Origin of the sequence: Streptomyces sp. NPDC058145 (assembly GCF_042884245.1) — a bacterium.
Taxonomy (GTDB): domain Bacteria; phylum Actinomycetota; class Actinomycetes; order Streptomycetales; family Streptomycetaceae; genus Streptomyces.
Window position 1 is genome coordinate 129368 of record NZ_JBHVUH010000018.1, and the last position, 24761, is coordinate 154128.

At 72.5% G+C, this 24761-nt stretch carries 21 protein-coding genes and 2 pseudogenes; 3 read left to right on the forward strand and 20 right to left on the reverse strand.

The genetic code is table 11. The features are described 5' to 3' along the window. Positions 1-580 precede the first annotated feature (580 nt). Both ACFVVO_RS33420 and ACFVVO_RS33425 read left to right on the forward strand, forming a co-directional pair. Positions 581-778, forward strand: coding sequence for a transposase (locus tag ACFVVO_RS33420; RefSeq protein ID WP_390060022.1), 198 nt, complete (start codon positions 581-583; stop codon positions 776-778). Positions 779-948: 170 nt separating this feature from the next. Next, positions 949-1074: pseudogene (locus ACFVVO_RS33425) on the forward strand (ABC transporter ATP-binding protein); the annotation flags it as partial. Here ACFVVO_RS33425 and ACFVVO_RS33430 read toward each other — a convergent pair. The 11 genes and pseudogenes from ACFVVO_RS33430 to ACFVVO_RS33480 all read right to left on the reverse strand — a co-directional run bounded on the left by ACFVVO_RS33430 (position 1025) and on the right by ACFVVO_RS33480 (position 9999). Then, on the reverse strand, positions 1025-1534 hold the full coding sequence (locus tag ACFVVO_RS33430; protein ID WP_390060023.1) for a hypothetical protein: 510 nt from the start codon (positions 1532-1534) through the stop codon (positions 1025-1027). The pseudogene ACFVVO_RS33425 and the gene ACFVVO_RS33430 overlap by 50 nt on opposite strands. Before the next feature lie 83 nt (positions 1535-1617). Beyond that, positions 1618-1821, reverse strand: a complete 204-nt coding sequence (locus ACFVVO_RS33435; protein ID WP_390060025.1) for a DUF4157 domain-containing protein — start codon at positions 1819-1821, stop codon at positions 1618-1620. A 257-nt stretch (positions 1822-2078) separates the two neighbouring features. Next, positions 2079-2792, reverse strand: coding sequence for a zinc ribbon domain-containing protein (locus tag ACFVVO_RS33440; RefSeq protein ID WP_359555959.1), 714 nt, complete (start codon positions 2790-2792; stop codon positions 2079-2081). A 771-nt stretch (positions 2793-3563) separates the two neighbouring features. Further along, a pseudogene (locus tag ACFVVO_RS33445) lies at positions 3564-3626 on the reverse strand (zinc ribbon domain-containing protein); the annotation flags it as partial. Between the two features lie 4 nt (positions 3627-3630). Next, positions 3631-4194: a phage tail protein gene (locus tag ACFVVO_RS33450; RefSeq protein WP_390060027.1), complete on the reverse strand. Its 564-nt coding sequence runs from the start codon at positions 4192-4194 to the stop codon at positions 3631-3633. Beyond that, positions 4191-6155: a putative baseplate assembly protein gene (locus ACFVVO_RS33455; RefSeq protein WP_390060028.1), complete on the reverse strand. Its 1965-nt coding sequence runs from the start codon at positions 6153-6155 to the stop codon at positions 4191-4193. The genes ACFVVO_RS33450 and ACFVVO_RS33455 overlap by 4 nt, the downstream gene beginning before the upstream one ends. Continuing rightward, entirely contained in the window at positions 6155-6577 is a 423-nt protein-coding gene (locus ACFVVO_RS33460; protein ID WP_020938511.1) for a GPW/gp25 family protein, read from the reverse strand. Before ACFVVO_RS33460 ends, ACFVVO_RS33455 begins: the two co-directional genes overlap by 1 nt. Beyond that, the gene (locus ACFVVO_RS33465) at positions 6577-6894 is read right to left on the reverse strand and encodes a PAAR domain-containing protein (protein ID WP_333774650.1); all 318 of its coding nucleotides are present in this window, start codon (positions 6892-6894) and stop codon (positions 6577-6579) included. The genes ACFVVO_RS33460 and ACFVVO_RS33465 overlap by 1 nt, the downstream gene beginning before the upstream one ends. A gap of 33 nt (positions 6895-6927) precedes the next feature. Beyond that, positions 6928-8781 (reverse strand): VgrG-related protein, encoded by a 1854-nt coding sequence (locus ACFVVO_RS33470; RefSeq protein ID WP_390060030.1) that lies wholly within the window; start codon positions 8779-8781, stop codon positions 6928-6930. Further along, entirely contained in the window at positions 8778-9500 is a 723-nt protein-coding gene (locus ACFVVO_RS33475; RefSeq protein WP_020938514.1) for a LysM peptidoglycan-binding domain-containing protein, read from the reverse strand. The genes ACFVVO_RS33470 and ACFVVO_RS33475 overlap by 4 nt, the downstream gene beginning before the upstream one ends. A gap of 73 nt (positions 9501-9573) precedes the next feature. Beyond that, entirely contained in the window at positions 9574-9999 is a 426-nt protein-coding gene (locus tag ACFVVO_RS33480; protein ID WP_359555948.1) for a phage tail protein, read from the reverse strand. Between the two features lie 157 nt (positions 10000-10156). On the opposite strand from ACFVVO_RS33480, the gene ACFVVO_RS33485 reads away from it, so the two are divergent. Then, complete coding sequence (locus ACFVVO_RS33485; protein WP_390060033.1) at positions 10157-11368, forward strand: RNA-guided endonuclease InsQ/TnpB family protein; 1212 nt, start codon at positions 10157-10159, stop codon at positions 11366-11368. Positions 11369-11424: 56 nt separating this feature from the next. On the opposite strand, the gene ACFVVO_RS33490 is transcribed toward ACFVVO_RS33485, so the two are convergent. From ACFVVO_RS33490 to ACFVVO_RS33530, 9 genes are all read right to left on the reverse strand, one after another. Then, positions 11425-14421: a hypothetical protein gene (locus ACFVVO_RS33490; protein ID WP_390060035.1), complete on the reverse strand. Its 2997-nt coding sequence runs from the start codon at positions 14419-14421 to the stop codon at positions 11425-11427. Positions 14422-14425: 4 nt separating this feature from the next. Beyond that, positions 14426-14584: a DUF6760 family protein gene (locus ACFVVO_RS33495; protein ID WP_020938517.1), complete on the reverse strand. Its 159-nt coding sequence runs from the start codon at positions 14582-14584 to the stop codon at positions 14426-14428. Beyond that, a complete protein-coding gene (locus ACFVVO_RS33500) occupies positions 14581-15078 on the reverse strand; it encodes a zinc-ribbon domain-containing protein (protein ID WP_020938518.1) in 498 nt (165 codons plus the stop codon). Before ACFVVO_RS33500 ends, ACFVVO_RS33495 begins: the two co-directional genes overlap by 4 nt. Further along, positions 15075-15515, reverse strand: coding sequence for a phage tail protein (locus ACFVVO_RS33505; RefSeq protein WP_020938519.1), 441 nt, complete (start codon positions 15513-15515; stop codon positions 15075-15077). The genes ACFVVO_RS33500 and ACFVVO_RS33505 overlap by 4 nt, the downstream gene beginning before the upstream one ends. A gap of 34 nt (positions 15516-15549) precedes the next feature. Further along, positions 15550-17112, reverse strand: a complete 1563-nt coding sequence (locus ACFVVO_RS33510) for a phage tail sheath family protein (protein ID WP_390060037.1) — start codon at positions 17110-17112, stop codon at positions 15550-15552. Between the two features lie 120 nt (positions 17113-17232). After that, positions 17233-18531, reverse strand: a complete 1299-nt coding sequence (locus ACFVVO_RS33515) for a DUF4157 domain-containing protein (protein ID WP_390060039.1) — start codon at positions 18529-18531, stop codon at positions 17233-17235. 111 nt (positions 18532-18642) lie between these two features. After that, positions 18643-20676, reverse strand: coding sequence for an AAA family ATPase (locus tag ACFVVO_RS33520; protein WP_390060079.1), 2034 nt, complete (start codon positions 20674-20676; stop codon positions 18643-18645). Between the two features lie 53 nt (positions 20677-20729). Further along, positions 20730-21434, reverse strand: a complete 705-nt coding sequence (locus ACFVVO_RS33525) for a DUF4255 domain-containing protein (RefSeq protein WP_390060040.1) — start codon at positions 21432-21434, stop codon at positions 20730-20732. Next, positions 21431-24589: a hypothetical protein gene (locus ACFVVO_RS33530; protein WP_390060042.1), complete on the reverse strand. Its 3159-nt coding sequence runs from the start codon at positions 24587-24589 to the stop codon at positions 21431-21433. The genes ACFVVO_RS33525 and ACFVVO_RS33530 overlap by 4 nt, the downstream gene beginning before the upstream one ends. Positions 24590-24761: the final 172 nt, after the last annotated feature.

Below are 24761 nucleotides of genomic sequence, written 5' to 3' on the forward strand. Positions count from 1 at the left end.
TCGGGCTTCTTCTCAGTTCACTTCAAAGGCTTACCTGGTCCACGTCTGCTCCCTTTCAGGCCGGGGACAACCCCGTATCCGGCAGGTTATACAGGCGTATTCGCCCGCTTTCCCTTTCCCTTTCGGGGACCGGCATTCGCTTCTTGGACCATCCTGTCCGGCTGAAGAATTCCGCTTCCCTTGCGGTCGGCCTACCAGATCGCTCTGGACCTCAACCGGGTTTCCACGTTCCGCACCAACAAGATGCGTTCGGGGAGGGTGCCCCCTATTGCCCCGCGGCCAGCGGTGTTCACGAGCCCCGGGTCCGAACCCTTGGCTCCGCTCGATGCCTCCCAGCATCCGGGCCGTAACCGCCGCTCCTGCTCAGCATCGGGCGGGCTACTTTGACGAGGCTTTGACAGGGGTTCACTTTCGTTCACCCTTCCGAACTGCCCCTCGGCCTGTGGTGCCAGATGCCTTGGCACCCTTGGGCCTTGAGCGCTCAGCTTCACACCCCGCCGTTGCCAGCGACGCATGTGAGCGTGGGGCCAGACCTCAGAACACTGGTCTGGGACAGCCCAGTTGAGACCGGGCTCCCCACTTGAATGGTGCGACCTCGTGTCGCACACGGAAGCTGTACCGAAGCTGCACGCGGGCCACGATACGCTTCCCGGATCTCGTCCGTCACTATTGGCGGGCGCAACGCCTGTGGTCCGGCTCGTACTTCGCCGGGTCGGTCGGCGGTGCGTCACTCAGCTTCGTGAAGCAGTACATCGAGCGGCAGAACCGGCCGCTCTGACGCCCGCCGAAGTGACCCGTACGGATCCGTGCCCATAGCTGAGGTCAGAGCAGGCTAAAGATTCGCTTCACCACCGGGCTGAAGCCCGGTGCACTGCGGGTAGACCCGGTAGCCGACTTTCGCTGAGCGGCCCACAGAGACAAGGACTGGCAAGAGGGACGGCCAGGATCCTCGCGCGGATCAGCGAGGCAAAGCTGACCCGGGTGCGCGCCGAGAAGATCGCCATCATCTTCCAGGCGTTCAACCTCATCCCGACGCTGACCGCCCAGGAGAACGTCGAGACGGCCCTGGTCCCCCCATGCCGCGCAGCCGGTCGTTGGCCTGGTTGATGCGCTGCTCGGTGGCGAAGCACGTCTTGGCCTGGCGGGTGCCCTGGGTGTTCTCGACCGCCAGGTCGAGTTTTGCCGCCAGCCGCAGCGGGACCTGCCCCTCGTACTCGACGTTGAGGGTGCCGTCCGCGCCGACGTAGCTGTGGGCCTCCTCCGTCCGCCCGGATTGGGGGTCCGTGACCGGCCTGGGACGGGCCACCTGTCCGGGGAAGAAGTCCTGTGCCACCGCGCCTGGTTGGCCGTTCTCGTCCAGCGTTCCCAGGACGGGGTACCGGTCCGTGCCGGGGTGGACGACCGCGTGCCGCTGGATGTGGGGGGTGTCCCGGCCCGTCCGGTGGTCGTGGCCTGATTGCACCGGATCGGCCTCGTGCTCCGGTACCGGGCCGGCCAGCGCCTTGCGGGCGTTGCGCTCCGCCGATTGCTCCAAGCGGTCCGCGGGGTCGCTGACCTTCAGCCCGGAGCCGCTGTCGGTGCCGGATACCGGCCCCTGGTGCTGCTGGATGACGTGCGTCAGCTCGTGCGCCAGAGTGTGACGGTCCCCGCCGCCCCCCGGCCCAGGACGATGTCACTGGCCGAGGTGTACGCCCGCGCGCCCAGCTCGTCCGCCGAGCGCTGCGCGACCGTGCCGGTGTGCAGCCGTACGTCGGAGAAGTCCGCGCCCGAGCCTGGCCTCCATCTCGGCGCGGACGTGCTCGGCGAGCGGACTTCCGGCAAAGCGCAGCACCTCGGGCGCCGAGGAGCGCTGCACCGGCTGCGTGCCTCCCCGGCGGAGCATGCGGACCGCCGCCTGGTTGCCCGCCGAGCCCTGCAGCCACGGCCGCGGGCGCCGGACGCCCGGCGGGCAGCCTGGCTCCGGTGCGACGGCCGTGAGCCGGTCCCGGTGCCCGGGTCGGGGCGGTCCCGTCCTGGGACCGGGGCTCTTCTTTCCTCGCGCGCATGCCGAAGCCTCCGTATCGCTAGATCTCGCTCGATCAGGACCGCTGGAAGAACTCCACCTCCGCCAGAGCCAGATGGCGGCCCGGTGCCAGGCCGGTGGCCGAGCGCAGGACCAGGCGTACCGTCTTCACGTCGCTGATTCCGGTGGGGAACGGCTGCGAGCCCGGCTTGTCGCTGAGGGTCAGCTGCTTGTCGTACCGCTCGCCGTCCTGCGTCGTCACCTCAAGGTCGATCTGCAGTGCGCGTCCCTCGCGGGCGTACTCCTCCGGTGCCTTGGATGCGCCGTTGGTGATGAGCAGGTCGACCATCCGGAACGGCTTGTCGAAGGTGTACGTCACCGAGGCGCCCGGCGCGGGGGCGCCCCAGTAGCGGTTGGCCAGCCCGTCCGTGGTGTTCTTCGCCGGGTGCCCGGGGACCTCGGCGCTCGCCCTGGTGCGTGCCGGGGTCACGGGCTTGGGGTCGGACAGCTTGTCCCGGGTGTCCTCGAACAGGGCGCGTCCGGCCGGCAGCAGCAGGACGGCGCCCGCGCACAGAGCCAGCACCACGGCGAGGATCACCAGGAGCCGTACCCCCCGGCCCGAACTCGCCCGCACCCGGCGGCGGAACGGCCACACGGTCCGCCACCACGGCAGCGGGTCGGCCTTCGCGGTGGGCTTCAGCGGGGCCGCACAGCGCCGGCAGAACCGGCGGTCCGGCTGGTTGGGCGTGCCGCAGGAGGGACAGGGCCTCCCCTCCACTTCCTCCGTCACCGCTGCGGGCCGTACTACGGGGCGTGGAGCCTGCGGCTTCGCGGGCTGTACCGCCACGATGGGCTCCGGCGCCGGTGCCTCGGGGGCGGCCGGGGGCCGGGGGCCTGTCGCTTCCCGGGTGCTCGGAGGGGGTGCGGTGGGGCGGTGCGGGGGTGCGGCCCGGGCCTGCAGGGGTCGTGGTGGTGCAACGGATACGTCGGGAGCGGGCTCATCTCCCGTATGGGGTACGGCGGTTGCGGACCCGTCGGCCGTTCCTGAGCGGGCGGACACGGGTGCCGCCGTGGGCGCGGGCGTCGACGGCACGGGTGGCGTGGTGGGGGGAGCTTCTCGGGCTTCGTTGGTGCGGGGGGTCTCGGCGGTCCCGGGGGTCTTCTCGTCGCCGCTCGCCGGGCGGTGTTCGGGGATGGAGGGCTCGGTGCGGGCGTCGGCGGGTGCGGCCTGGGGCGGAGGGCTCGTCGTGTTGTCCTGGCCGGGCCGGGCATCCGGACCCTCGTCGGCGCCGGAATGTGAGGCAGGAGGCTGCGCCGCGCTCGGCCCGCTGGCCTCGCTACGGGTCCGGCCGGTCAGCCGGCTGCGCAATGACGAGGTGCGGGGAGGTGTGACGGACGTGGACGCGTCCGCCGTAGGTGATGCGGGGGCCGGGGCGGGATCCGGGGCGGTCGGGAGCTGCGAGGGTGTGCTCGGTTGCGGTTCCGACCGCTCCGGTTCCGGCGACGTGGCCGTTGGTGTGCTCGCGGCCGGCGGATCGTCCGACCAGCCCAGGTACGCGCCGCAGTTGCCGCAGAAGTCGTCCCCGGGGCTGTTGGACGCCCCGCAGGCGGGACATGCGCGCATGGCGTCACCTCCCTTCGTCGGAGGGTGGGCCGGGCAGGACCTCCACCCGGCAGACGGTGTGCACCGGGCACGTGGCCCGGACGATCTCGCGGACGCGGTGCACGTCCACCTGCGCCTCGCGGTCCGGCCACACCCGGACCAGGGGCTCGCCGGGAGGCTCGGGCGGCAGGTCGGCTCCGGCGGTGTTCGACCACCACGCGCCGCCGTCGTCGGTCACCTCGGCGTGCACGCCGAGCGCGAGGTGCAGGGCTTCGACCAGGCCGCGCCTGGTGCCGCGCCACCGGTGCAGCTCCACCGCGCGGACGACCGCCTCGCGGCGCAGTTCCACGGGCCACTGCGGGTCGTCGTCGGCGCCCACCCAGGACGCCAGCCAGGCCAGGAAGTCCGTCGGGGTGACCCGGGGATCGAGGTAGGCGGGCAGGTTGTCGAGGGTCGCGAACACCGGGGCGAGGACGGTGTCGAGGCCGGCGGTGAAGCGCTGCGCGAAGTCGTCGTCGGCGTACAGGGCGGGCAGTTGCCCGCCGATCGGGTGGCGGCTCGGCAGGTCGGGTACGGCGGCCCGGCTCATCCCCCCGCCTCCGGCTCGACGGCCGTGACGACCACCTGGTGCTGGTAGGAGAAGACCAGCGCGCCCGCGGCCACGTCGATGCGGTCCACCGGAGCGCCGCGCCGCCCGGTGATCGGGTCGGCGGGGAAAAGCCGGATCTCCTCGATCAGCGCGTTGCCGGTGGCGCGTTGCAGCACGCCGAACACCTCCCCGTACTGCACCGGCCGCCCGAACGGCCATCCGGTGCCGTCCGGTCCGCCGTGCAGCGGGTTGAGGTGGCGGAACAGTGCGGCGAGCGCCGCGTCGCGCACTCTGTCGGTGTCGCCCGGTGCCGCCGCGAGCCGGGCCACGACGGTGACGCCCTGGTAGACCGGCGGCTCGACGACGAGGCGGGTGCCGATCAGGCGTCGCTCGTCGAGGCTCGCGGTGATCGCCTGGAGCACCTGGTCGGAGGGGATCAGCTGCTCGAAACGGAGCCGGTCGTCGCCCTCGTCGGCGGCCGCGTCCGGCACCACCAGGACCCGTACCGCACCCGCGCCGCCCTCCGCGGCGGGCAGACAGCGGACCCGGCGCACCGAGGGCGCCGCCTGGCGGCTGATGACCTCGTAGTCCTCGGCGGTCACCGCGCGCTCCTGCATCCGCAGGGCGTCCGGAGCCCGCAGCTTGGCGTTGGCGAGGGTCTCGCCGGCGACGCCGCCGCGCGCCGCCTCCCGGTTGGTGACCTGGGCGATGTACGGAACGGAGCTGAGCAGCACGGAGATCGCGCCGCGCGCGACGTTGCCCGCCGGGCCGCCACCGGTGCGGTAGCGGGCCACCCGGATCTGGGCGCCCTTGGGCGGTACGGCGCCGCACTGCCGCAGCGTGCCGTCGGGCTCGCGCAGCACCGGCGGGAAGCCGAACTCGCCGTTGGTGGCGTCCACGCGGACGTGCCGGTCGTCGGGCCCGGAGCGGCCGAAGTGCTCGACGACCTCCCAGCGTTGCCAGCCCTCGGCCGAGGACACCTCCACCACGGGGGGCTCACCGTCGAGGAGGACCGGCGGGCGGCCGAGCCGGAACGTCTGCCCGGCGACCCCCTCCGAGGTGCCGAGCAGCACGTCGGTCACGGTCTCGGCGTGTTCGACGGACATGGTGCCCCCCACGGTGAACACCGCCGCCTCGCGCACCGTCGGGGACTCCGAGTAGAACGGCTGGCCCGGCTCCGCCTCGGTGACGCTGCAGCGCAGCCAGCCGGCACGGGCGCCGCCGATCACCGACGCCGTGTGCCCGGCCGGTACGTAGACGATGACCTCGCCGGGCCGGTTCAGGCCGCCAGTGGTGTCCTCGCCGATCTCGCACACCCGCCAGCCGCCGCCGTCCCACGCCTCCCACACCAGCGGGGGCTGGCGCGGGTCCACGCCGACACCCTCGACGCGGCTGTCCAGGTGCAACGCGACGACGCAGCGCGGCACCGCCGTCGGCAGGCCGAACAGCAGCGCGTCGCCCGGCTCCGGTGCCGCCTGGAAGCAGGGCACGTCGCTGCCCTCGTTGATCTCCCTGGTCCGGTCGGTCTGCTCGCCGGTCCGGGGCGCGGTCACCAAACGCGTCAACTCGCTGGGCACGACGCGCAGTTCGTCCGTGGTCGCGAACACCACGGGTTCGTCGCTCTCGCCGCGCACAGTCGTTACCTCGGTGCCCGCGGGCAGCACCACTGTGTCGGGCTGCGGCGCCGACAGCCAGAAGTCGACCTCGGCGCCGGCCGCGGCCGGCGGGAACAGCCGGATGTCCAACAGGTCGAGGAACGCGGTGTAGTTCTTGTCCGGGACCCGGTTCAGCCGGTACAGCAACTGGTCCACGAGATAGGCGAACGTCTCGATCAGGGTGACGCCCGGGTCGGAGACGTTGTGGTCGGTCCACTCCGGGGCGCGCTGCTGCACGTACCGCTTCGCCTCGTCGACGAGTTGCTGGAACCGGCGGTCGTCCAGGTTGGGGGAGGGCAGGGCCATCAGTCGGCGACCAATTCCTCGGCCCCCTCCTCGGAGGGGATCGTGTAGAAGGGAAAGACCAGGTTGCGCCGGTCGTTGGTGGAACGCAGGGTGTAGTGCACGTCGATGTAGAGGGTGCCGTCCTCGATCGCGTCGAAGGCGACCACCACGTCGTCCACCGCGATGCGCGGCTCCCACCGCTCCAGGGCCTCGCGCACCTGCTGCGCGATACGTCCGGCGGTGGCGCCGTCGCCGGGGGCGAAGACGTAGTCGTGGATGCCGCAGCCGAACTCGGGGCGCATCGGGCGTTCGCCGGGTGCCGTGCCGAGCACGAGGCGGATCGCCTCCTCGATCTCCTGTTCCCGCTCGACCATGCCGATGCCGCCGGTCGGCCCGACCCGCAGCGGGAAGCCCCAGCCCCGTCCGATGAACCGCTCGCTCATCACACGCCCCCGATCAGGACGTTCATGGCGCCGGTCACGATCTGCGCGCCGCACGACGTCTGGTCGCGTGCGCGTGCGGCCGGCAGCCCGCCGATGAGGACCATGCCCGCGGTGACAGCGGCCGGGTTGGGCATGATCACGTTGCCCGGCCCCAGGGCCAGGTGCGGGGGCATGGCGCAGGTGTGCACGCTGCCCACGACCGCGGCGGGGCGGCCTCCGATCAGCACGGTCGCCACCTTCAGGGCAGCGCCGGGCGGCGGGGTGGCGATCACACCGCCGTGGTTGGTGGGGTCACCGGTACGGGCTGCGGCTGGCATGCGGTGCTCCTTGCGGTAGGTAGGGGACTGAGGTCAGTTGATCCGGATGAGCTTGGCCTTGAGGACGCCGAGCAGGCCACCGTCGACGGTGACGCCCGTGCGGCCCTTGATGTTCACGTACTGGCTGCCGTCGATGTCCACGGTGCGGCCGCCGATCTTCACTCCGACCCTGCCGTTGATGTCCACGTTCCGGCCCGACACGCTCACGTCGCCCTGTCGTGCGTCCAGGGTGATGCCGTTCTTGTCGAGCACGACGGAGGAGAGGGGTTTTGTACCGCCCTTCGCGGCGTACACCGTCAGCTCGATCCGGTCGCGCCGGTTGTCGAGGAACACTTCGAGGCGCTCGTCGGCGGACCTGAGCCGGACGCCCGACCTGCCCGGAGCCCTCGCGTCCAGCAACTCGACCCGGTGCCCCGAACGCGACACAATGGAGCGGCGGTTGACCTTCCCGGTGGTCTTGTCGATCAGCGGGATGTCGTGCGGCGACGGCTTGTCCACGCCGTTGTAGAGGCCGCCGATGACGTACGGGCTGTCCAGCAGGCCCTGTTCGAAGCCCACCAGGACCTCGTCGTTGACCTCGGGGCTCACCACTCCCCCGCCGCCCTTTCCGCCCCACTGCACGGTGCGCACCCAGTCGGTGACGTAAGTGTCGTCCAGCCAGGGGAACTTCAGCCGCACCCCGCCGTTCTGAGCGCCGCCCTGCTCGCGTACGTCCGTCACCACGCCGATCGCCAGACCCGGCATGCGCGGGCCGCGGCCCGGCGCGTTGGCACCGGTCACCAGGCCCGTCAGGGAGCGGTCCGGGCTGGCGCTGACCCACACCGTCGTCCGGTATCCGCCGTGCGGCTCCAGGACGTGCTGCACCGCCGTCGCCGTGTACTTGCCGGAGAACGCCTGCCCGACGTTGCCGAGCGCCACGGGCTTGCCCGCCCGCAGCCGGGGGTTGCCCTCGGCCAGCACCTCCAACTCGCCGAACCCCGCGCTGACCTGATCGGCCACGGCGTCGGCGACCGCGGTCGTCTCGGCCTGGGTGCGGTACGGGGTGTCCGTGACGGTCAGCTTCGACGACTTGCCGAACCGGGCGGCGAGCGCCGGGCTCAGCCCCGGCACCACCGTGTCACTGTTCACCGACGGCTTGCGGGCCACCAGCGGCTTCTTGGTGATGACGTCCCAGCCGCGCACCTCCACCTGCGAGGCCCCGTCCGCCGCCGACAGGGAGGCCCGCAGCGCCAGCAGGTTCCGCCCGTACTCCAGCACCATCGGGTTCCGCGTTGCCGGGGTCGAGGGCGCGGGCGCGCCGGACGCCTTCTCGGGCTTGGTGAACTGCAGCACGCCCTTGTCGTCGACGCGCACCTGCGCGCCGCTCTCGCCCGCCAGGAACTGCAGGAAGTCCCAGTCGGACACGTTCGCCTGCGAGAGCTGCTTGTAGGTGACCGGCGCGGCCTCCACGGTCCCGCAGGTCAGCCCGGCCCCGGCGGCGACCTTGCGGACGATCGCCGACGCCGTCATGTTCCGGTACGCCACCACCTTCCGGCCCCGCTGCAGGCGGTGCGCCTTGGAGTAGGCGCGCACCACGGTGAACGAGCCGGTGCTGTCCCGGTCGACCTCCATGCCGGTCACCTCGCCGTTGAACAGCCGCTCGCGCGCCTGCCCGGACACGGTGACCACCGACACCTTGAGCGGGGTGCCGATGGTGATGCCGGTCGACTGCAGGAACTCGTGGTCGGGGTCGCGGAAGGTGAGCACCGCCGCGTCGGGCAGGCCCACGTTCTCGTCGACCACGCAGCTCACCAGCTGGGCGGCCCAGATCGGCGAAAGTTCGCCGGGCGTCTCCACGACGGGGTCCGCCGCGAACGACCGGCCACCCCGTGCCTCAGGTGTGGTCACCGCTCCTCCTCAGCGCCCGCGTCGCTGAGCCCCGGCACCACCAGTTCGGTGCCGGGTTCGAGCGCCATGGGGTCGTCGATGTCGTTCGCCTCCGCGATGGCCCGCCAGGCCGTCGCGTCGCCGTACTCCCGCCAGGCCAGCAGGGCCAGGCTGTCGCCCGCCACGACGATGTGCGTGCTGCGGGCGGTGCGCGCGCCGGACGTCGGGTTCTGGCCCGGCGGATCGACACTCGCCTCCTCGATGGACAGCGAGCAGGTGGCCCGCAGCGGCTTTCCGTCCACGTCGAACAGCGTGTACGACACCGACAGGCTGGAGAGCACCCCGTCGAAGGAGGTCGTCCGGGCGGTCCCCCATTCGAACCGCACCCAGGGGCTGGCCGGTTTCTTGCGGCCCAGGCTGGCCTTGGTCGGCACGCACCCCTTCATCAGCTTCTCCACCGCCTTCTCCACGGAGTTGTCGTGGGTGGCGGTGGCGTCCAGGAACACCTCAAGGCTCAGCGTGCGCGGGCCGCTGCCGACGAACTCGGGCAGCGCGGACTCCCCCGCCATCCGGGACGGGGTGCGCCGCCACTCGGTGGTCTTGCTCAACTGCAGCGTGGAGGGGTTGAACTGGAGGTTGAGCTGCGTGATCGTCCCGCCGGGCTTCGCGCCGACGGAGGTCGGTGGCTCCTTCAGGGTCAGCTGGGCCCTGGTCCGACTGGAGCGGAGCGCTGCACACATGTCAGGACCTCCTTTCCGGGGGGGGAGGGGTAAGTCTCAGGGGCGGCGGGTGGGAGCGGTGCGTGACGGCGGGTCAGGACGGGCGCAGCCCCTGGTGGGCGATCTCCAGGGTCTCCACCGCCGCCTCGGAGTTGGCGGGGTCGAAGGAGGGTCCCTGCCAGCGCACCGGAACGATCCCGGACACCTGCCAGCTGATGATCCGGGTCAGGTTCGGTTTCAGCGCCACGATCTCGCCGTCCTTGGGCGTCACCCGCTTCAGCGTCTCGTCGAGCCAGCGGGCGATCTTCGCCGTATCGGCGGTGACCGGCCGGCTCAGCGTGATGTTCGACCAGGTCACGCGGCCGGGCAGTTGCCAGGTGAACCCGTTGTTGCCGCCCTCTGCGTAGCTCTCCATCTCGACCTCGGCGCCCATGCCGGAGCAGGTGTGGAAGGCGCCCAGGTCGTTGCCGCCGATGGCGAGCTTGAAGAACACGCTCGTGGCGAAGATGTTGTCGGTCATCGGGTCTCCTTCGTGGATACCCCGGCCTTCAGGCCGGGGAGGAAACGAAGCTCCCGCGTAGCGGGGCAAGGAAGGCGAATCGCCGCCAGGGCGATTCGGCGTCTATGGCCAACGGCCGACACCCAAGGTTCACACGGGAACTGATAGAATGTGAGCTATGGCGCAGCAGCAGGTCAAGCGGGCGTTCAAGTACCGCTTTTACCCCACGAACGAGCAGGCAGCAGAGCTGTCCCGCACGTTCGGCTGCGCCCGCCTCGTGTACAACAAGGCGCTGGAGGAGCGCACTCGCGCCTGGTACGGCGAGCAGCGCCGCCTCTCCTACGTGCAGTCCTCCGCTGCGCTGACGCAGTGGAAGAAGACCCAGGAACTGGCCTTCCTGGCAGAGGTGTCCTCCGTCCCGCTCCAACAGGCGCTGCGCCACCTTCAGACCGCGTTCGCCAACTTCTTCGCCAAACGCGCGAGGTACCCCCGGCACAAGAGCCGGAAGAAGTCCCGAGCGTCGGCCGAGTACACCCGCAGCGCCTTCAAGTGGCGTGACTGGAAGCTGACGCTGGCCAAGATGGCCCAGCCGCTGGACATCCGCTGGTCGCGTCCCCTGCCCGAAGGCGTGGAGCCGACCACGGCAACCGTGTCCCGCGACGCGGCAGGACGCTGGTTCGTGTCCCTGCTGTGCGAGGACACCATCACCCCGGCCCCCAACACCACGCAGGCCGTGGGCATCGACGCCGGGATCACCTCCCTGGTGACCCTGTCGACCGGCGAGAAGATCACCAACCCGAAGCACGAACGCCGCGACCGCCTCCGGCTGGCGCGCGCGCAGCGGGAGCTGTCGCGGAAGGCGAAGGGCTCGGCCAACCGGGAGAAAGCCCGACGTCGCGTCGCCAAGGTCCACGCGCGGATCGCCGACCGGCGCCGCGACTTCCTGCACAAGCTGTCCACTCGGCTCGTCCGTGAGAACCAAACGGTCGTGATCGAGGACCTCACCGTCCGCAACCTGCTGAAGAACCACTCGCTCGCGCGAGCCATCTCCGACGCGTCGTGGACGGAACTGCGCTCCATGCTGGAGTACAAGTGCGCCTGGTACGGGCGCGAACTCGTCGTGATCGACCGCTTCTTCCCCAGCTCGAAGCTGTGCGGGGTCTGCGGCACGGTCCGCGGGAAGCTGCCGCTGAACGTCCGCGAGTGGACGTGCGACTGCGGCGCCGTGCATGACCGCGACGTGAACGCGGCACGCAACACCCTGGCCGCCGGGCTGGCGGCGTCTGCCTGTGGAGACGGTGTAAGACCTCAACGGGAGTCCTCCCGGACGGGGCAGTCGTCGATGAAGCAGGAAACCCAGCGGGCGACCGCTGGAATCCCCCGCCTTTAGGCGGGGGAGGAAGTCAAGCGTCCGTCATCCGTTCCGTGCGCTCACGTTCCACGCCCTCAGCGGCGTCCGTCGTAGGGGCGGCCCGTGCGTTCCCGGCCGCGCCGCAGCTCGGTGCGGAGCAGCCGGGCCATCGGGTCGAGCAGGCGCCGCGCGAGGTCGTCCAGGTCGAGACCGGGGTCCTTCGGTGCCTCGGCGCGCTGCTCCGCGTTCTTGCCGGAGACGGATGAGGTGGAGGACGAGCGCGAACGGCCGTGCGCCGGGACTTCCTTCGCCGTGTCGCCCATGAGCAGGCCGGCGGCGGACGGCGTGGCAGCCGGTCGCGAACGTTCGCGGTCCCGGTCCCGCTCCGCCTTCGTCGTTGCCCCCATGAGCAGGCCGGCACCGGTGGTGTCGGTGATGTCGCGCTGAACGGGGGTCGCCGTCCGGCCGCTCCCGCCGGTCACCGGAAGAACCACGGGGACGGGCTGAGTCGATGCCGGGGCGTTCGCCGGGCGGTCCGCGAGCGGCGACGCCTGCGGGGCGGTGACCGGCAGGGATCGGGCCGGGACGGCGGGGGCCGAGCCGACCGGCCCCTGACCCGGCGGTGCGGGCCGGACGACCGGGACACGCTGGACGGGGCTGAGGGAACCTGCCGGACCTGCCGAGTTGGCGCTTCGTACGCCCGCGTTCTCCCGTCCGGCGGGCGGCGCGGCCACGGCCCGCTGGACCTGCGGGGTCGCCGGGGCGACCGGGGACGGCCCTGGCGTCGGCCGCCCGGGGTCAGCCTGCGGGGCAGCCGGTACGCCCGGCCAGCGCGCCGCCACCACGGGACGGCCGCCGGAGCGGGCGGCGACGGGCGGTGCCGCGCCCTCAGTGGCCCGGGTGCTCAGGGTGAGCGGGCGGGCGGGGAGCAGTTGGAGGGTGCGGGGTGCCGCCGGGCCGGAGGGCGCTCCGGGGCGGGTGACGGTGAGCGGGGGCGCACTGTGCGGCTGAGCGCCTCCGGTCGCCCCGGCTACGGCTCGGGTGACGACGACCGGGCTCGGCGAACCGGGGGCCCGGGGCCGCTGCCCGCCGGACGAGGCCTGACCGCCGGACCTCGTACCGGGCAGTCGTACGTCTCCTGCCGGGCTTTCCGGGGTTACGGCAGCCGCGGGTGCTGCTGCGGACGGCATCACCAACGGCGTTGCGGACCCGCTCCCGTGGTCCGCGACGCCCGGCGAGGCGGCGCCCCCGGCAAAGGAGTCGTCCGCGGGACGGCGCTGGACTACGTCGCCCGCCCCCAGCAGCGGCGCGTCAGCTCCGGCGGTGGAGGGCGTCCGGTCGCCAACTGTTCCGGATGACAACGGAGTTGGGTGGGACTTGCCGTCCTGCTGTGCCGGAGCACGCTGGACGGCGGGAGCGGGAGCGCGGGATGCGGTGGCGCCGGGCACATCAGCGCTGGGCGGCAGCGCGGACAGCGGAGGGCCCAGGCCGCCGCGCACGCGGGCGCCGTTGTGGGCGCGGTGGGCCGTTCCCTGGGCGCCGCCGTATTCGTGCGGGCGCGAGGTGCCGGCCGTGTCGTCCGTCTGGCGCTGGACGACGGGCATCGCCGCGCCGGGGACGGTGCTTGAAGTGGGGGCGGTGGAGCCGGGCAGCTCGGCGCTGGGCGGCAGCGCGGACAGCGGAGCGCCCAGGCCGCCGCGCACGCGGGCGCCGTCCGGGGCATTCTGCGCGCCGCTGTCGTGCAGGCGCGGCGTGTCGGCCACGTCGTCCGCCTGGCGCTGGACGACGGGCAGCGTCGGACCGGGCGAGGTGCCTGAACTGAGGGCGGTGGTGCCGGGCAGCTCGGCACTCGGCGGCAGCGCGGACAGCGGCGCACCCAGACCACCGCGCACCCGGGCGCCGTGGGAGGCAGCCGGCTCCGTCCCCTGCGCACCGACCACGTCCGAGCCCTCCGCCTGGTGCTGGACGACAGGCAACGCCGGGCCGGACGCGGTGTGCAGCGCCGGAGCGTCCTCCGTCAACGGAGTTGCTGCGGAAGGCAGTTCGTGCGTCGGGGTGCCGAGGGGGGCGCGGCTTGGCTCGCTCATGGCGGCGCGCTGTACGGCGGCGGTGGTGGCGTTGCCGGGTGCCGGAGTGGCGGCGGGCCGCAGCGCGGTGACGCGGCGTACCGGTCCGGACATGCGCCGGGCGACAGTCAGGGAAGGTGCCACCGGGACGGCCCGGACGGCCGGGCCGGAAGGCGTACGGCCCCCGGAACCGGACGGCGCTTGCGACACGGGCCGGGTCGCTCCACCGCCTGCGGCTGCGCCCGGGAGCACCGACACACGCCGTACCAGAGGAATCGCCGGAGCGGCCGTCGTCCGATGGTCCGGGTCGGCGGGGGTCACGACCGGATCGGCACCCGGCGGCGCGGCACGCTGGACGGGCGGCGAGGACGGGGAGAGCGCGGCGGGGGAATCGGCGGACCTAAGGCCACGGGTCTGTGGGGAGTCGCCCGAACTTCCCGTCGCTACCGGGCTGTTGCCCCCAGAGCGCGCCACCGCGGGCTTCCGCCCGGATCCTCCGTCCGCCGCTCCAGTACTGCTACGAGAAGTCCGTGAGGCGACGGATGCCGGACTCCCGGCATCCAACGCACCGTCCGCCTCGCCACCCGCCCCCTCCGGGCGCAGCGCCCGGAGCAGCAGTGGGCCCCCGCCGACCCGGGTGGCCTGCGGGGTGGCAGGACGGGCGACGCCGCGCACCAGACCGGTCGGGGCGGCGGACAGCACCGCGTGGCCGAGACCCGAGTCGAACGACGGGTTCTGCCAGGAGGCGAGGCCCGAACGGAAGACGAGCCCGTCGCTCACCCCGAGCGGGGAGCGGGCCACGGTGAGCTGCGGCGGCGGGGTGCGACGCCAGCCGCCGTCCCAGCCGCCGGGCACGGAGGAACCCCGGCCGCCGGACTCGCCGCGGTCAGTACCGTCGCCGGATGTGCCCCGGTCCGGGCCGTCGCCGGCCGGACCGTTCTCCGCGGCGCCGGAGCGGTCCGCACCCGGACGGCGTGCGGTGTCCGGCGCGGCGGCCCGGCGGCGCAGCCTGTCCCGCCATGCCATGCGTTCAACCGCCTTCGTTGACACGGGTGTTGATGCGAGCGATCTCGGCGACCCACTGCCGGCGCTCGTCGTGGGTCAGGTCGAGGATCTCCTCGCGCTGCCAGTGGAAGTGGTAGGCGATGTACGCGATCTCCTCCCGGAGCCGGGGAAGGGCGTACGTCACGATTCCCCCAGGCGCCCACCCGAGAGGTCGACCTCGAAGCCGCCCTCGCAGTGCGGGCAGGTCACCGCGGCGCGGGTGTGGCCCTCGCTGTTGACCCGGCGGTAGAAGTCCTGGAGGAACGCGACGTCGGTGGCGTACATCCGCTCCACGACCCCGGCGTGCACATCCGTGATCGAGCCGATCCGGGTGATCACCTGGCTCAGCAGCACCACGCTCAGGTACGCCGGGTTCTCCTTGACCCGCAGGTCGATCTGGGGCCGCAGTTCGTCCCGGGCGGTGGCCAGGCGCATCGAGCCGTGCCGGTGCACCGTGCCGTCGTCGTCCACGTACCCGCGCGGCAGCTCGAACTCGAACTCCGTGCGCAGCCCGTGGTCCTCCCGGCGCGGCGGGGCGGCGGCCGGGGTGGCCGCCGCCTGCTGCTCCGACGTCTGGGCGGGCGCCGTCGCCTGGAGGATCTCCTCCAGGTTGCCCGCCGTGACCGTACGGCGCCTCATTCGACGACGATCTCCTCGAACGTGATCGTGACGGACTCGGTGGCCGGAGCGGACTCGCCCGCCTTCAACGACGGGCCCTCCCACTTGGAGGCCCAGCCCTGCATCAGCTGAATGCGGCGGACCGTGTTGCCCTCGGTGTCCTTGATCTCGATGGTGAGGTTCTGCCGCGCGGTGTTGACGGCCCCGTTGTTCAGGGTCTCCTTGATCCACTTGGTGAACTCGCTGCTCTGATCGAGTCCCCGGGTGATCGTGATCTCACCGGCCTGCCGCGCTCCGGGCTGCTTGCGGATGATCTGCTTGCCCTCGGCGCTGACCTGCTTGACCTCGACGACCTCCTCCTCGACGGTCAGCCCGCTGATCTCCTGGATCGACTCGACCAGGTAGCCACCGAGCTGCACGCCGAAGACGTGGGTGGAAAGAGCATCGCCCGTTGCCATGACTGTCTGTCACCTTTCCTTGCTGACCCGCAGGTCACTCGTCGATGAGGCTGGTGCTGTCGGAGAACTGGGCCAGCCGGAACACCACGAACTCGGCGGGCTTGACCGGCGAGACGCCGATCTCACACACGACGCGGCCCTGGTCGATGGATTCCTGCGGGTTGTTGTCGCGGTCGCACTTCACGTAGAACGCCTCTTCGGCGGTACGGCCGAACAGGGCTCCCCGGCGCCACTCCTCGGTGAGGAACGCGGTGACATTGCGCCGGATGCTGGACCACAGCCGGTCGTCGTTCGGCTCGAAGACCACCCACTGGGTGCCCAGGAGGATGGATTCCTCCAGGTAGTTGAACAGGCGGCGCACGTTCAGGTAGCGCCAGGCCGGGTCGGAGGAGAGGGTGCGGGCCCCCCAGATCCGGATGCCCCGGCCGGGGAAGGCCCGTACGCAGTTCACGCCGATCGGGTTCAGCAGGTCCTGCTCGCCCTTACTGAGCCGGACCTCCAGGTCCACCGCGCCGCGGATCACCTCGTTGGCGGGCGCCTTGTGCACGCCGCGTTCGGCGTCGCTGCGCGCCCAGACGCCGGCGATGTGACCGCTCGGCGGGACGGTGGTGTTGTGCCCGGCGGCCGGGTCGAAGACCCGCACCCACGGGTAGTAGAGGCTGGCGTAGCGGGAGTCGTAGCCCGCCTCGTCGTTGCGCCAGGTGCGCACCTGCTGCGCGGAGAGCCCGGGCGGGGTGTCCAGGACGGCCACCCGGTCGCCCATCTGCTCGCAGTGCGAGATGACGGCGAGCTGCACGGTGCGTACGCCCTCGGCGTCGATGTCGCCGCGCCGGTGGGCGCTCATCAGGTCCGGCACGGCGACCATGGTGATCTCGTCGATGGTCTCCAGGCCGGCGAACCCGGTGCGGGCCGCGGCGTCGCCGACATACTCGGCGGGGTCGAGGCCGACCACCTCGCCGGAGCCGTTCGCGGCGGCCCCGCCCGGGGCGTCGGGCAGGGCCACGGTCTGGGCGGCGGGCTTGCTCTGGGCGGCGCCCCGCTGCTCGGTGACCTCGATCAGGTTGGAGGCGCGGGCCTGGTTGACCAGGTACCCCCTGACGTTCTTGCGGGTGGAGGCCTCGTAGGTCTCCACCACTTGGTCGCCCTGGCGGACCAGGACCTTGAAGCGGTCCTCCGGCGGGTTCTCGCCGTCCGCGTCGGCGATCTCCACCGACACGCCGGAGACGCCCGGCTTGGCCGCGACCAGGAAGCCGCCGAGCTCCACCGCCTCCACGGCCTTGGTGGCCTGACGCCGCTGGCCGCCGCCCGCGGACGGGGCGGAGGCGTCCTCGGCGGAGCCGCCGATGCGCACCACGTACGCGGCGCCGCCGCCGTTGGCGAAGTAGCCGTAGAGCGCGTGGGCAAGGTAGGTGCCCTCGGTGAAACCACCGAACGCCTGGGAGTACTGGTCCCAGCTGGTGACCAGCGTCGGCGCGTGGAAGGGGCCGCGCTCGGCGAACCCTACGAACGCGGCGACGGCGGTGCCGACCCCTTCGATCGGTCGGGCACCGGACTGCACCTCCTCCACGTACACACCCGGGGTGAGGTACGTCGGCATGCTGGCTCCTTCGCGTCCTACGGGTCTGTCAGCTGTGTCCAGGCCGAGTCTGCGCGGGGGTCCGCCGGGGCGACAGGGACGTGCGGACCTCGCCGGGGGCAAGGCCGCTGCCTTTCCCGGCTAACTCACGTTCGTCAGGTCCACCAGCCACGACCTGTTGCCCGCCGCCTGGGCGTCGATCGGCACCGACGCTTCGGGGTTGTCGGGGTCGAAGGCCGAGGTCACTGTGTGCGGGACCTCGGGGCTGGTCCAGGCGGGGAGATTGGTGTTCCAGCGGCCCGTGTTCCGCGCCACCTTCCAGCGGAAGCTCACGCTGTACGACTTCAGCCAGTATCCGGAGCTCATCCGCGCCGACGTACTGAAGCCGGGGTCGTCCGTGAAGGTGATGGCGTCCTGAGCGTCCGTGATGACCGCGTTGGTGTAGTTCGGTCGGTACGGGCCGTCCTGCACCCAGTCCCGTGAGGACGGCACCTCGCGGTGGCCGTCGTCGTTGGCGATGATCTGCACGTTCTGGTCGGTGACCTGCTGCCAGAAGTGGTAGTTGCTCGACACGCGCTGGGGCGCGTTCGCCGGATTGTGCAGCACGGCGGCTTGGTTGAATCCGATCTCCTGGTCCGCGTCGAGCCGTTGGCTCGCCGGGCCCGTGTAGGAGGAGGTGAACGTCAGGGTCGGATGGTCGAGATCGGCCGCCGGCTTCTGGCTCGCCCGTGTGTTGCGGCGCTGCGGCGGCGGGCTGTCGCCCTTCAGCTCGGCGGCGGTCCTGTCCCGCTTGGCGGGCATCCGCTGGACGGCGCCGGCGGACGCGGGAGCCGCACCGCTCTCCTTGTCCTCGGGCCCCTGCGCGGGGGCGAGTGGTTTCGCGAGGGCGCGGGTGGCGTTCGCCTCCGCCTCACGTTCGAACCGGTCCGACGGGTCGGAGATCTTCAGCCCGTTGCCGTGATCGGTCCCGGCGACCGGACCCTTGCGCTGCTGGATGACATGGGTGAGCTCGTGGGCCAGGGTGTGCCGGTCCGCCCCGCCCTCTCCGATGACGACATGGCTGCCGGAGGTGTAGGCGCGGGAACCGACCTCGGCGGCGGATGCGCGGGCCGTCGCACCGGTGTGCAGCCGTACGTCGGAGAAGTCCGCGCCGAGGCGGCTCTCCATCTCGTTCCGCACCGGTCCGGTCAGCGGCCGCCCGGCGGAGCGCAGGACGCCGTGCACCGACGAGCGTTGCACCGCGGGCTGCCCGTCCTGCCGTTCCGGGTGCGCTCCGGAGCAGTCTCCGTGGGCGTGCCGCTTCTCCTCGACCATACGGGCCACGGCCGCGTTGCCCACCGAGCGCTGCAGAGCCAGCATCCCGGCCGGGGCAGGTGCCGCCGGCCGTGCCTTCGTCCGCCCCTGTCCGTCGGCCTCTTTTGGTTGCTCGTGGGCACGCATCCGCAGTCCTTTCGCAGGGTCGAAACCCGTAGTACCAGACCCTCGGGTCCCCCGGTGCGGCCGTCGCGGGACTCTGCCCCTTCAGGCAACGGCGTTGTCCCGGGCGGGCCCTCAGGCGCCGGCAGCCTCCGCCAGATACGGCCCGAACTCGCCCTCCAGCACCAGCCGTCCGAGCTTGCGGTACTCCTGCGCCACCGACGTCACCACCTGCCGCATGGTGAGCGGTTCGCCGGACTCCGCCGCGAGGTAGGCCGCGGTCACCGCACACGCCCGAATGGAGCCGCCGGCCAGTTCGAAGCGGTCCGCGCAGAAGGCGAGGTCCAGGTCCTCGGCCCGGGGCAGCCGGTCGCCCAGGCACCGTTCCCACAGGGCGAGGCGCTGGCCGGCGTCGGGCACCGGGAAGTCCGCCACCACGTCCAGGCGGCGAGTGAAGGCCTCGTCCAGGTTGGCCCGCAGGTTGGTGGTCAGCACCGCGATCCCGTCGAACGACTCCATGCGCTGCAGCAGGTACGCCGACTCGATGTTGGCGTGCCGGTCGTGCGCGTCCTTCACCTCGGAGCGCTTGCCGAAGATCGCGTCGGCCTCGTCGAAGAGCAGTACCGCGTTGACCGCGGACGCCTCGGTGAAGATCCGCTCCAGGTTCTTCTCGGTCTCTCCCACGTACTTGTCGACGACCGTGGACAGGTCCACCACGTACAGGTCCATGCCCAGGTCCGCCGCGACGACCTCGGCGGACATGGTCTTGCCGGTGCCCGACTCGCCGGCGAACAGCGCGATCACGCCGCGCCCCCGGCCGCCGCCGGGCCGCATCCCCCACTGCCCGAGCACCTGCTCGCGATGGCGGGCGCGCAGCGCGAGTTCGCGCAGCCGCCGGTGAGTGGTCGGGGGCAGCACGAGGTCGTCCCAGCCGACTCCCGGCTCCACGCGGCGGGCGAGCCGGTCGAGCCCGGCGCCGTTCTGGGCCCGTACGGCGGTGCGCAGGTCGTCGGGGAGGACCGGGCGGCCCGCGAGGGTGGCCGTGCGCACCGCCACGTCGGCGGCGCGGCGCAACTGCCCGGAATCCAGGCGGTGCGCGGCGACCGCGCGGGCGAGCTCATCGGCCTCGCCGGTCCCGGAGCCGTTGCCGAAGCCATGGCCAGGGCTGTCACCGGCGGCCCGGTCGAGGGCGTGCCGCCAGCGCGCGGCCTGCCGCTCGGGAGTGGGCGCCGGCACGGTCAGGACCACGGGGGTGTCGGCAGCCCACAGCGGGTCCCAGCCGAGGGTGCCGTGCGTGAGCAGGGGAATCCCGCGCAGCGCCGAGCACAACGCCCCCAGCGTGCGGGCCCGTTCGGCGGGTTCCCCGGGCAGTGCGTCCAGGGGGCCGAGGACGACCCCGGCACCCGTCAGGCGGGCTTCGAGCGCGGCCACGTGGGCGAGCGCCGGTACGTCGCCGGGGCGCCGGGCGAGTGCCGCTGCGTCCAGGACGAGCGGGCGCAGCCCGGCCGCGTGCAGGGCTGCTACGGCCAGCCCCTCGGCGTCGCCGCCCCGGCTGCGCAGTTGGACGAGGCCGGTGCCGGCCGCGGCCGCGGCCCGGTGGACGTCCGCCGCCTCGGCGGTCGGGTCCTCGCGGGCCTCGCCGAGCACCCCGGCGAGCCGGGCGTCGGGCTGCGCGCTCCCCAGGAGGTGTCCGGTGACCCGGTCGGGAACCACCAACACCCGGGACAGCGGCGGCCGTTCGGGCTCGGTAACCTCCACCAGACCACTCGCGACCAGCGCCGCTTCGGGGGCCAGCCGGAAGCGCGCGGACGCCGCCCCTGCGAGCCCGCACAGCTCCAGGGCGAGCCCGACCGTGGGCCGACGACGCGTCAGGTCGTCGTTGAGGTAGCCGTAGAGCCGTTCGAACCGTGCGTCCAGGTCGGGCGCCACCGCAACGAGCAGCAGGTCCAGATCCAGCGAGGACAGGCCGAATCGCGCGGCGAGACCGCCGAGGACGGAGCCGGCCGGGGGATCCGGGGGTTCGTGAGCGGGTACGTCGAGGCCGCTCGGTTCGTCCAGGACGCGGGCGACTGCCTCGGGAGTGAGGTACTGGCCACGGTAGGGGTCGTCGGGATCGGGATCGGCGGCGCGCCGGACGGCCACCGCGTGCCGCACCCGTTCCTCGACCATGCGGAGCCGCACCCACAGGTGCTCCACTTCGGCGACCGCCTCGGCAGTGTGCGTCACGGCTGGCGGCCCCCCCTGCGGTGGCGACGGGCGGGCGCGGGCGGGCGTTCACGCGGGCCGGCGTAGCCGCCGTCCGGACCCGGGTCACTTGTTTCCGTGTAGCGCAGCCTGCGCCCCGGCCCCGCGTCCTCGCTGCGGGAGGTGGCGCGCACGACGAGGCCTTCGGTGACCGGCGGTGCGGCGGCCTTGGTGATGCCGGCGAGCGGCGCCCGCACCCGCAGCGAGAGGGAGGCCTTCAGTTCGCCGCCCATGGCCGACCACACGTCGGAGGCGGCCGGTGCGTCCGACCCGGTTCCGGCGGTGTCCAGGCCCACGGTCAGGCCGAGTTCGGCGAGCGTGCCGGTGAGCAGCCGCGCGGGCAGCGTGTCGGTGCTCACCAGCGTCGCAAGCACCTGCGACAGCAGCCGGTGTTCGTCCAGCGGGCGGGTCGCCCACGCCGTGACCAGGTACGTCAGCTCGAACCAGCGCGGCGGGGAGCGCCGCGCCACGAGGTGGCCGTCCTCGTCGTACACCTCTCCGGAGCCGCTGCCGCGCCGGACGGCGTCCTCCCGGATGTCGTACAGGAAGACGCAGACCGTCGGGGCGCTGCGGCGCGCGGCCCAGTCCCGGGTGGGGGCGTCGAAGACGACGTCGACGCCCGACGCCTCCAGGCCGGACTCGCCGAGCAGCCGGCGCAGCCCCTCGTCGACCTCGTGGATCACCGGCGGGTCACCTCGTCCGGCGGCTGCACGCTGCCGGTGACCACCAGGAAGTCGGTCGTCACCGGGGAGAACCCGGGGCCCTTGGCGGTGATGATCCGGGGCCCGGTCTCGTCCTTGGCGAGGATGAGCAGCTGGCCGATGAAGGTGCCGTTCGGCAGCGGAATGGTGGGTGCCGCCGCCGCGGTGATCCCCGGCTTCCAGGTAAACCGCACCGGCACGCCCGGCGGGAAGTCCTTGCCGCGCACCGAGGTGACGAAGCCCGGCTTGCCGATCGCCGGCACCGCGATGATGCGCGGCTGGAGGATGCGCAGCCGCTCCCGGGCGCTGTTGTCGCCCTTGTCGGCGTCCGTCCCGGTGGTGGTCAGCTTGCCGGTGACGTGGGTGGTCAGCGCCTTCTTGGGGCTGAGGACGACCCGCACGACGGTGCTCGCGCCCTGGTCCAGGTCCGGCAGCGCGCACACCCAGTTCTTGTCGCAGCCCTCCGGCTGCCCGTTGTTCGGGATGCTCTTGGGCAGGCCGATGTGCAGCCGCAGTCCGGTCGCCAGCGCGTTGCGGCCGTTACGCACGGTGTACGTGACCACGACGCGCCCGCCGACGTATCCGGGGTTCGGCTGGGCGGTGAGGCGGAGACCGGGCCCGGCGTCGGGCTCACCCGGAGTCGGGGGCACGGTGGGCGGAGAGGTGGGTGTCGGCGTGGGTGTCGGCGTAGGTGTCGGGGACGTGGCCTGGACGACCGGCACCACGGTGCGGCCCGTGTTGTCGCTGGGCTGCGGATCGAGGACGGTGCCGGTGACCGACCAGTCGATCGGCGCGTTGCCAGGAATGACCCCGGTGACGGTGACGGTCACCGGCACGGTGCTGCCGGGCTGCACGACACCGACGGTGCACTGGAGCGAGGCGGCGTCGCAGGTGCCCCCGGGATAGGTCAGCTTGGTGATCTGCACGCCGGTCGGCGGGGCGACGGTCAGCTTGGTGCCGGGGGAGGCAGCGGGGCCGTTGTTGACGACATCGACACGAATGGTGGTGGTCTTGCCCACGGTGACCGCCGGGACGGTGCCGGGCGCGTTCACCGCGAGGTCCACGGACTGCTGGACGCTGGGTTCCTTCTGCCGGCCGCCCAGCTCCGCGGTGAGCGGGGTGAGGTCGCCGGACGCGACGTCCAACAAGCGCAGCTTCTCGAGGCTGTTGGCGGCGACCCCGGCACGGGAGCTGATCACCAGGCCCTTGCCGTCGGCCGTCCAGGCGGCGTCCCGGGGCTGGAACGGACCGGTGGTCGAGGTGTCCGGCAGATCCGTCTGGCAGGCGCCGGGGACGTTGCGCGCGGCGGTGGGCAGCAGAACCTTGCAGTCGTCGCCCGACAGGGCCGTAAGGAGGATGCCGTCGCGTTCGTCGACTGCGCCGCCGCCGCTCTTGCGGTTGAAGGCGATGGTGAGGCCGTCCGGGGAGAACGCCGGACTGTCGTCGATGACCTGGCAGTTGCCCGGGCAGATCGTGGCGCTCAGGTCGCGCTGCTCGTCCAGGTGGTTCACCGGCACGGTCCAGATGTGCTTGTTGCCGCCGCTCCCGCCGATCACCTCGTTGCGGGTGAAGGCCAGGGTGGTGCCGTCGGAGGACCAGGTGGGCTGGGCATCCTCGCCCTGCTGCTGCCCGGCCGGCGGGGTGATCCGGCCGGTGATCGCGCCGGTCGCCGCGTCGGCGATGAGGATGCGGCTGGGGCCCGCGGCGTCCCCGAGGCCGCCCGGCGACGTCCGGGTGAAGGCGAGGTACCTGCCGTCCGGGGAGAACGCCGGGTCGGTGTCCCAGTCCGTCGCGCCGCGTCCCGCCAGGGGCATGGCCTGCGCGTTGGTGCCGTCGGCGTCCGCGAGCCAGATCCGTTCGATCCGCTGGTTGTCGACGTTGGTCTCGAAGCGGGTGACGACGATCCGGCGGCCGTCGGGCGTGTAGTTCTGCCGCTCGGTCCACGGGTCGGAGCCGGCGGCGGGCTGGAACAGAGGGTCCTTGGTGGGATCGGTGTTGGTGTCGGCCGCCGGGTCCTCGTTGAGGATCGTCAGGTTCAGGTCGCGTGGGTCGGACCCGTCGATGCGGGCGTCCTGCAGCGTCACCACGTGCGGATTGGCCGCCGAGTCGCGCTCCACCACCACGCCGCCGCCGTTGCCCGGTCCCAGCCAGGTGGGTGAGAGGACCTCCCGGTTCTCGTTGAGCACCAGCCCGGGCTCTGTGTCCGCGTGTGCAGTCGACTTGAACACGTGGTCGTAGTCGCCCTCGCACGTGCAGGTGATCTCGGGGCTGAGGAACACCAACTGGTCCCCGTCGGGCAACCACGATGCCCCGTGGGCACGCCACCCCGCGTAATTGCCCGCGAACAGCGCCTCGTCACTGGTCCCGTTGGTGATCCGCAGCCGGGGCACGGACTGCCCGTTCTCGGTGGTGGTGGAGGTGTAGGCGATCCAGTCCCGGTTCACGTCGTCGTTCACCGGGTTCCACGCCGGCTCGGAGGCCGTGCCGTTCGCCGGGGAGGTGATCCGGGTGGCGGTGCCGCCGTTCAGGGGCCGCACGTAGATCTGCTCCCCGACCAGCGGATCGCTGTCGCTGCTGTACGCGATGCGCTGTCCGTCGGGGGAGACCGTCGGGCACTCCTCGTTGGCGGAGGTGTCGGTGAGCCGCGTCAGGCCGGTGCCGTCGGTGCGTACCAGCCACACGTCGCGCTGCGTCCCGCCGCCGGTGCCGCCGGGTTCGGCCGAGTCGAACACCACGGACTGCCCGTCCGGCGTCAGCCGGGGGTGCGCCGCGTCCCGGCCGGTGGTCAGACGCCGTACCGAACCGTCCGCGGCCCGCAGGTAGACCTGCGGGTTCTTCTCGTCGCGGCGGCTCGCGAAGACCATCTGGTCACCGAGCGCGGACGGCTGCACATCGTTGTGGACGGGGCCGTCGCCGAACAGCGGTGTGCTGGAGGTGGTCGAGGCCACCGTGCCGAGGCTGCGGTGCCGGGTGCCCGCGTACGCGACGCGGGTGTCCGTGGCGTCGGCCGCGCGCGGGTCGGAGGCGGCGCTGCCCTGTCCGGAGGCCGCCGTCACCCCGAGCAGCGGGATCAGCAGCAGCAACGACGTTCCGAGTCTCCCCAGGCGGTACCGGCCGCCGGGGTCAGCCGTTCCCATCACGGTCCCCTTCGCATTCTGGTGCGGCATCCCGATGTGCCCATCCGGATCGCCTCCGCCACCCTGTACCGGACGTGCGCGGCGCGGCAGGGCGGCGGGGCCGTACCCGAGGGAAACGCGCGGTGCGCTTTCGGGCAGTGCGGGTTTCCCGTAGGTGTCTCCCGGCTTGTTG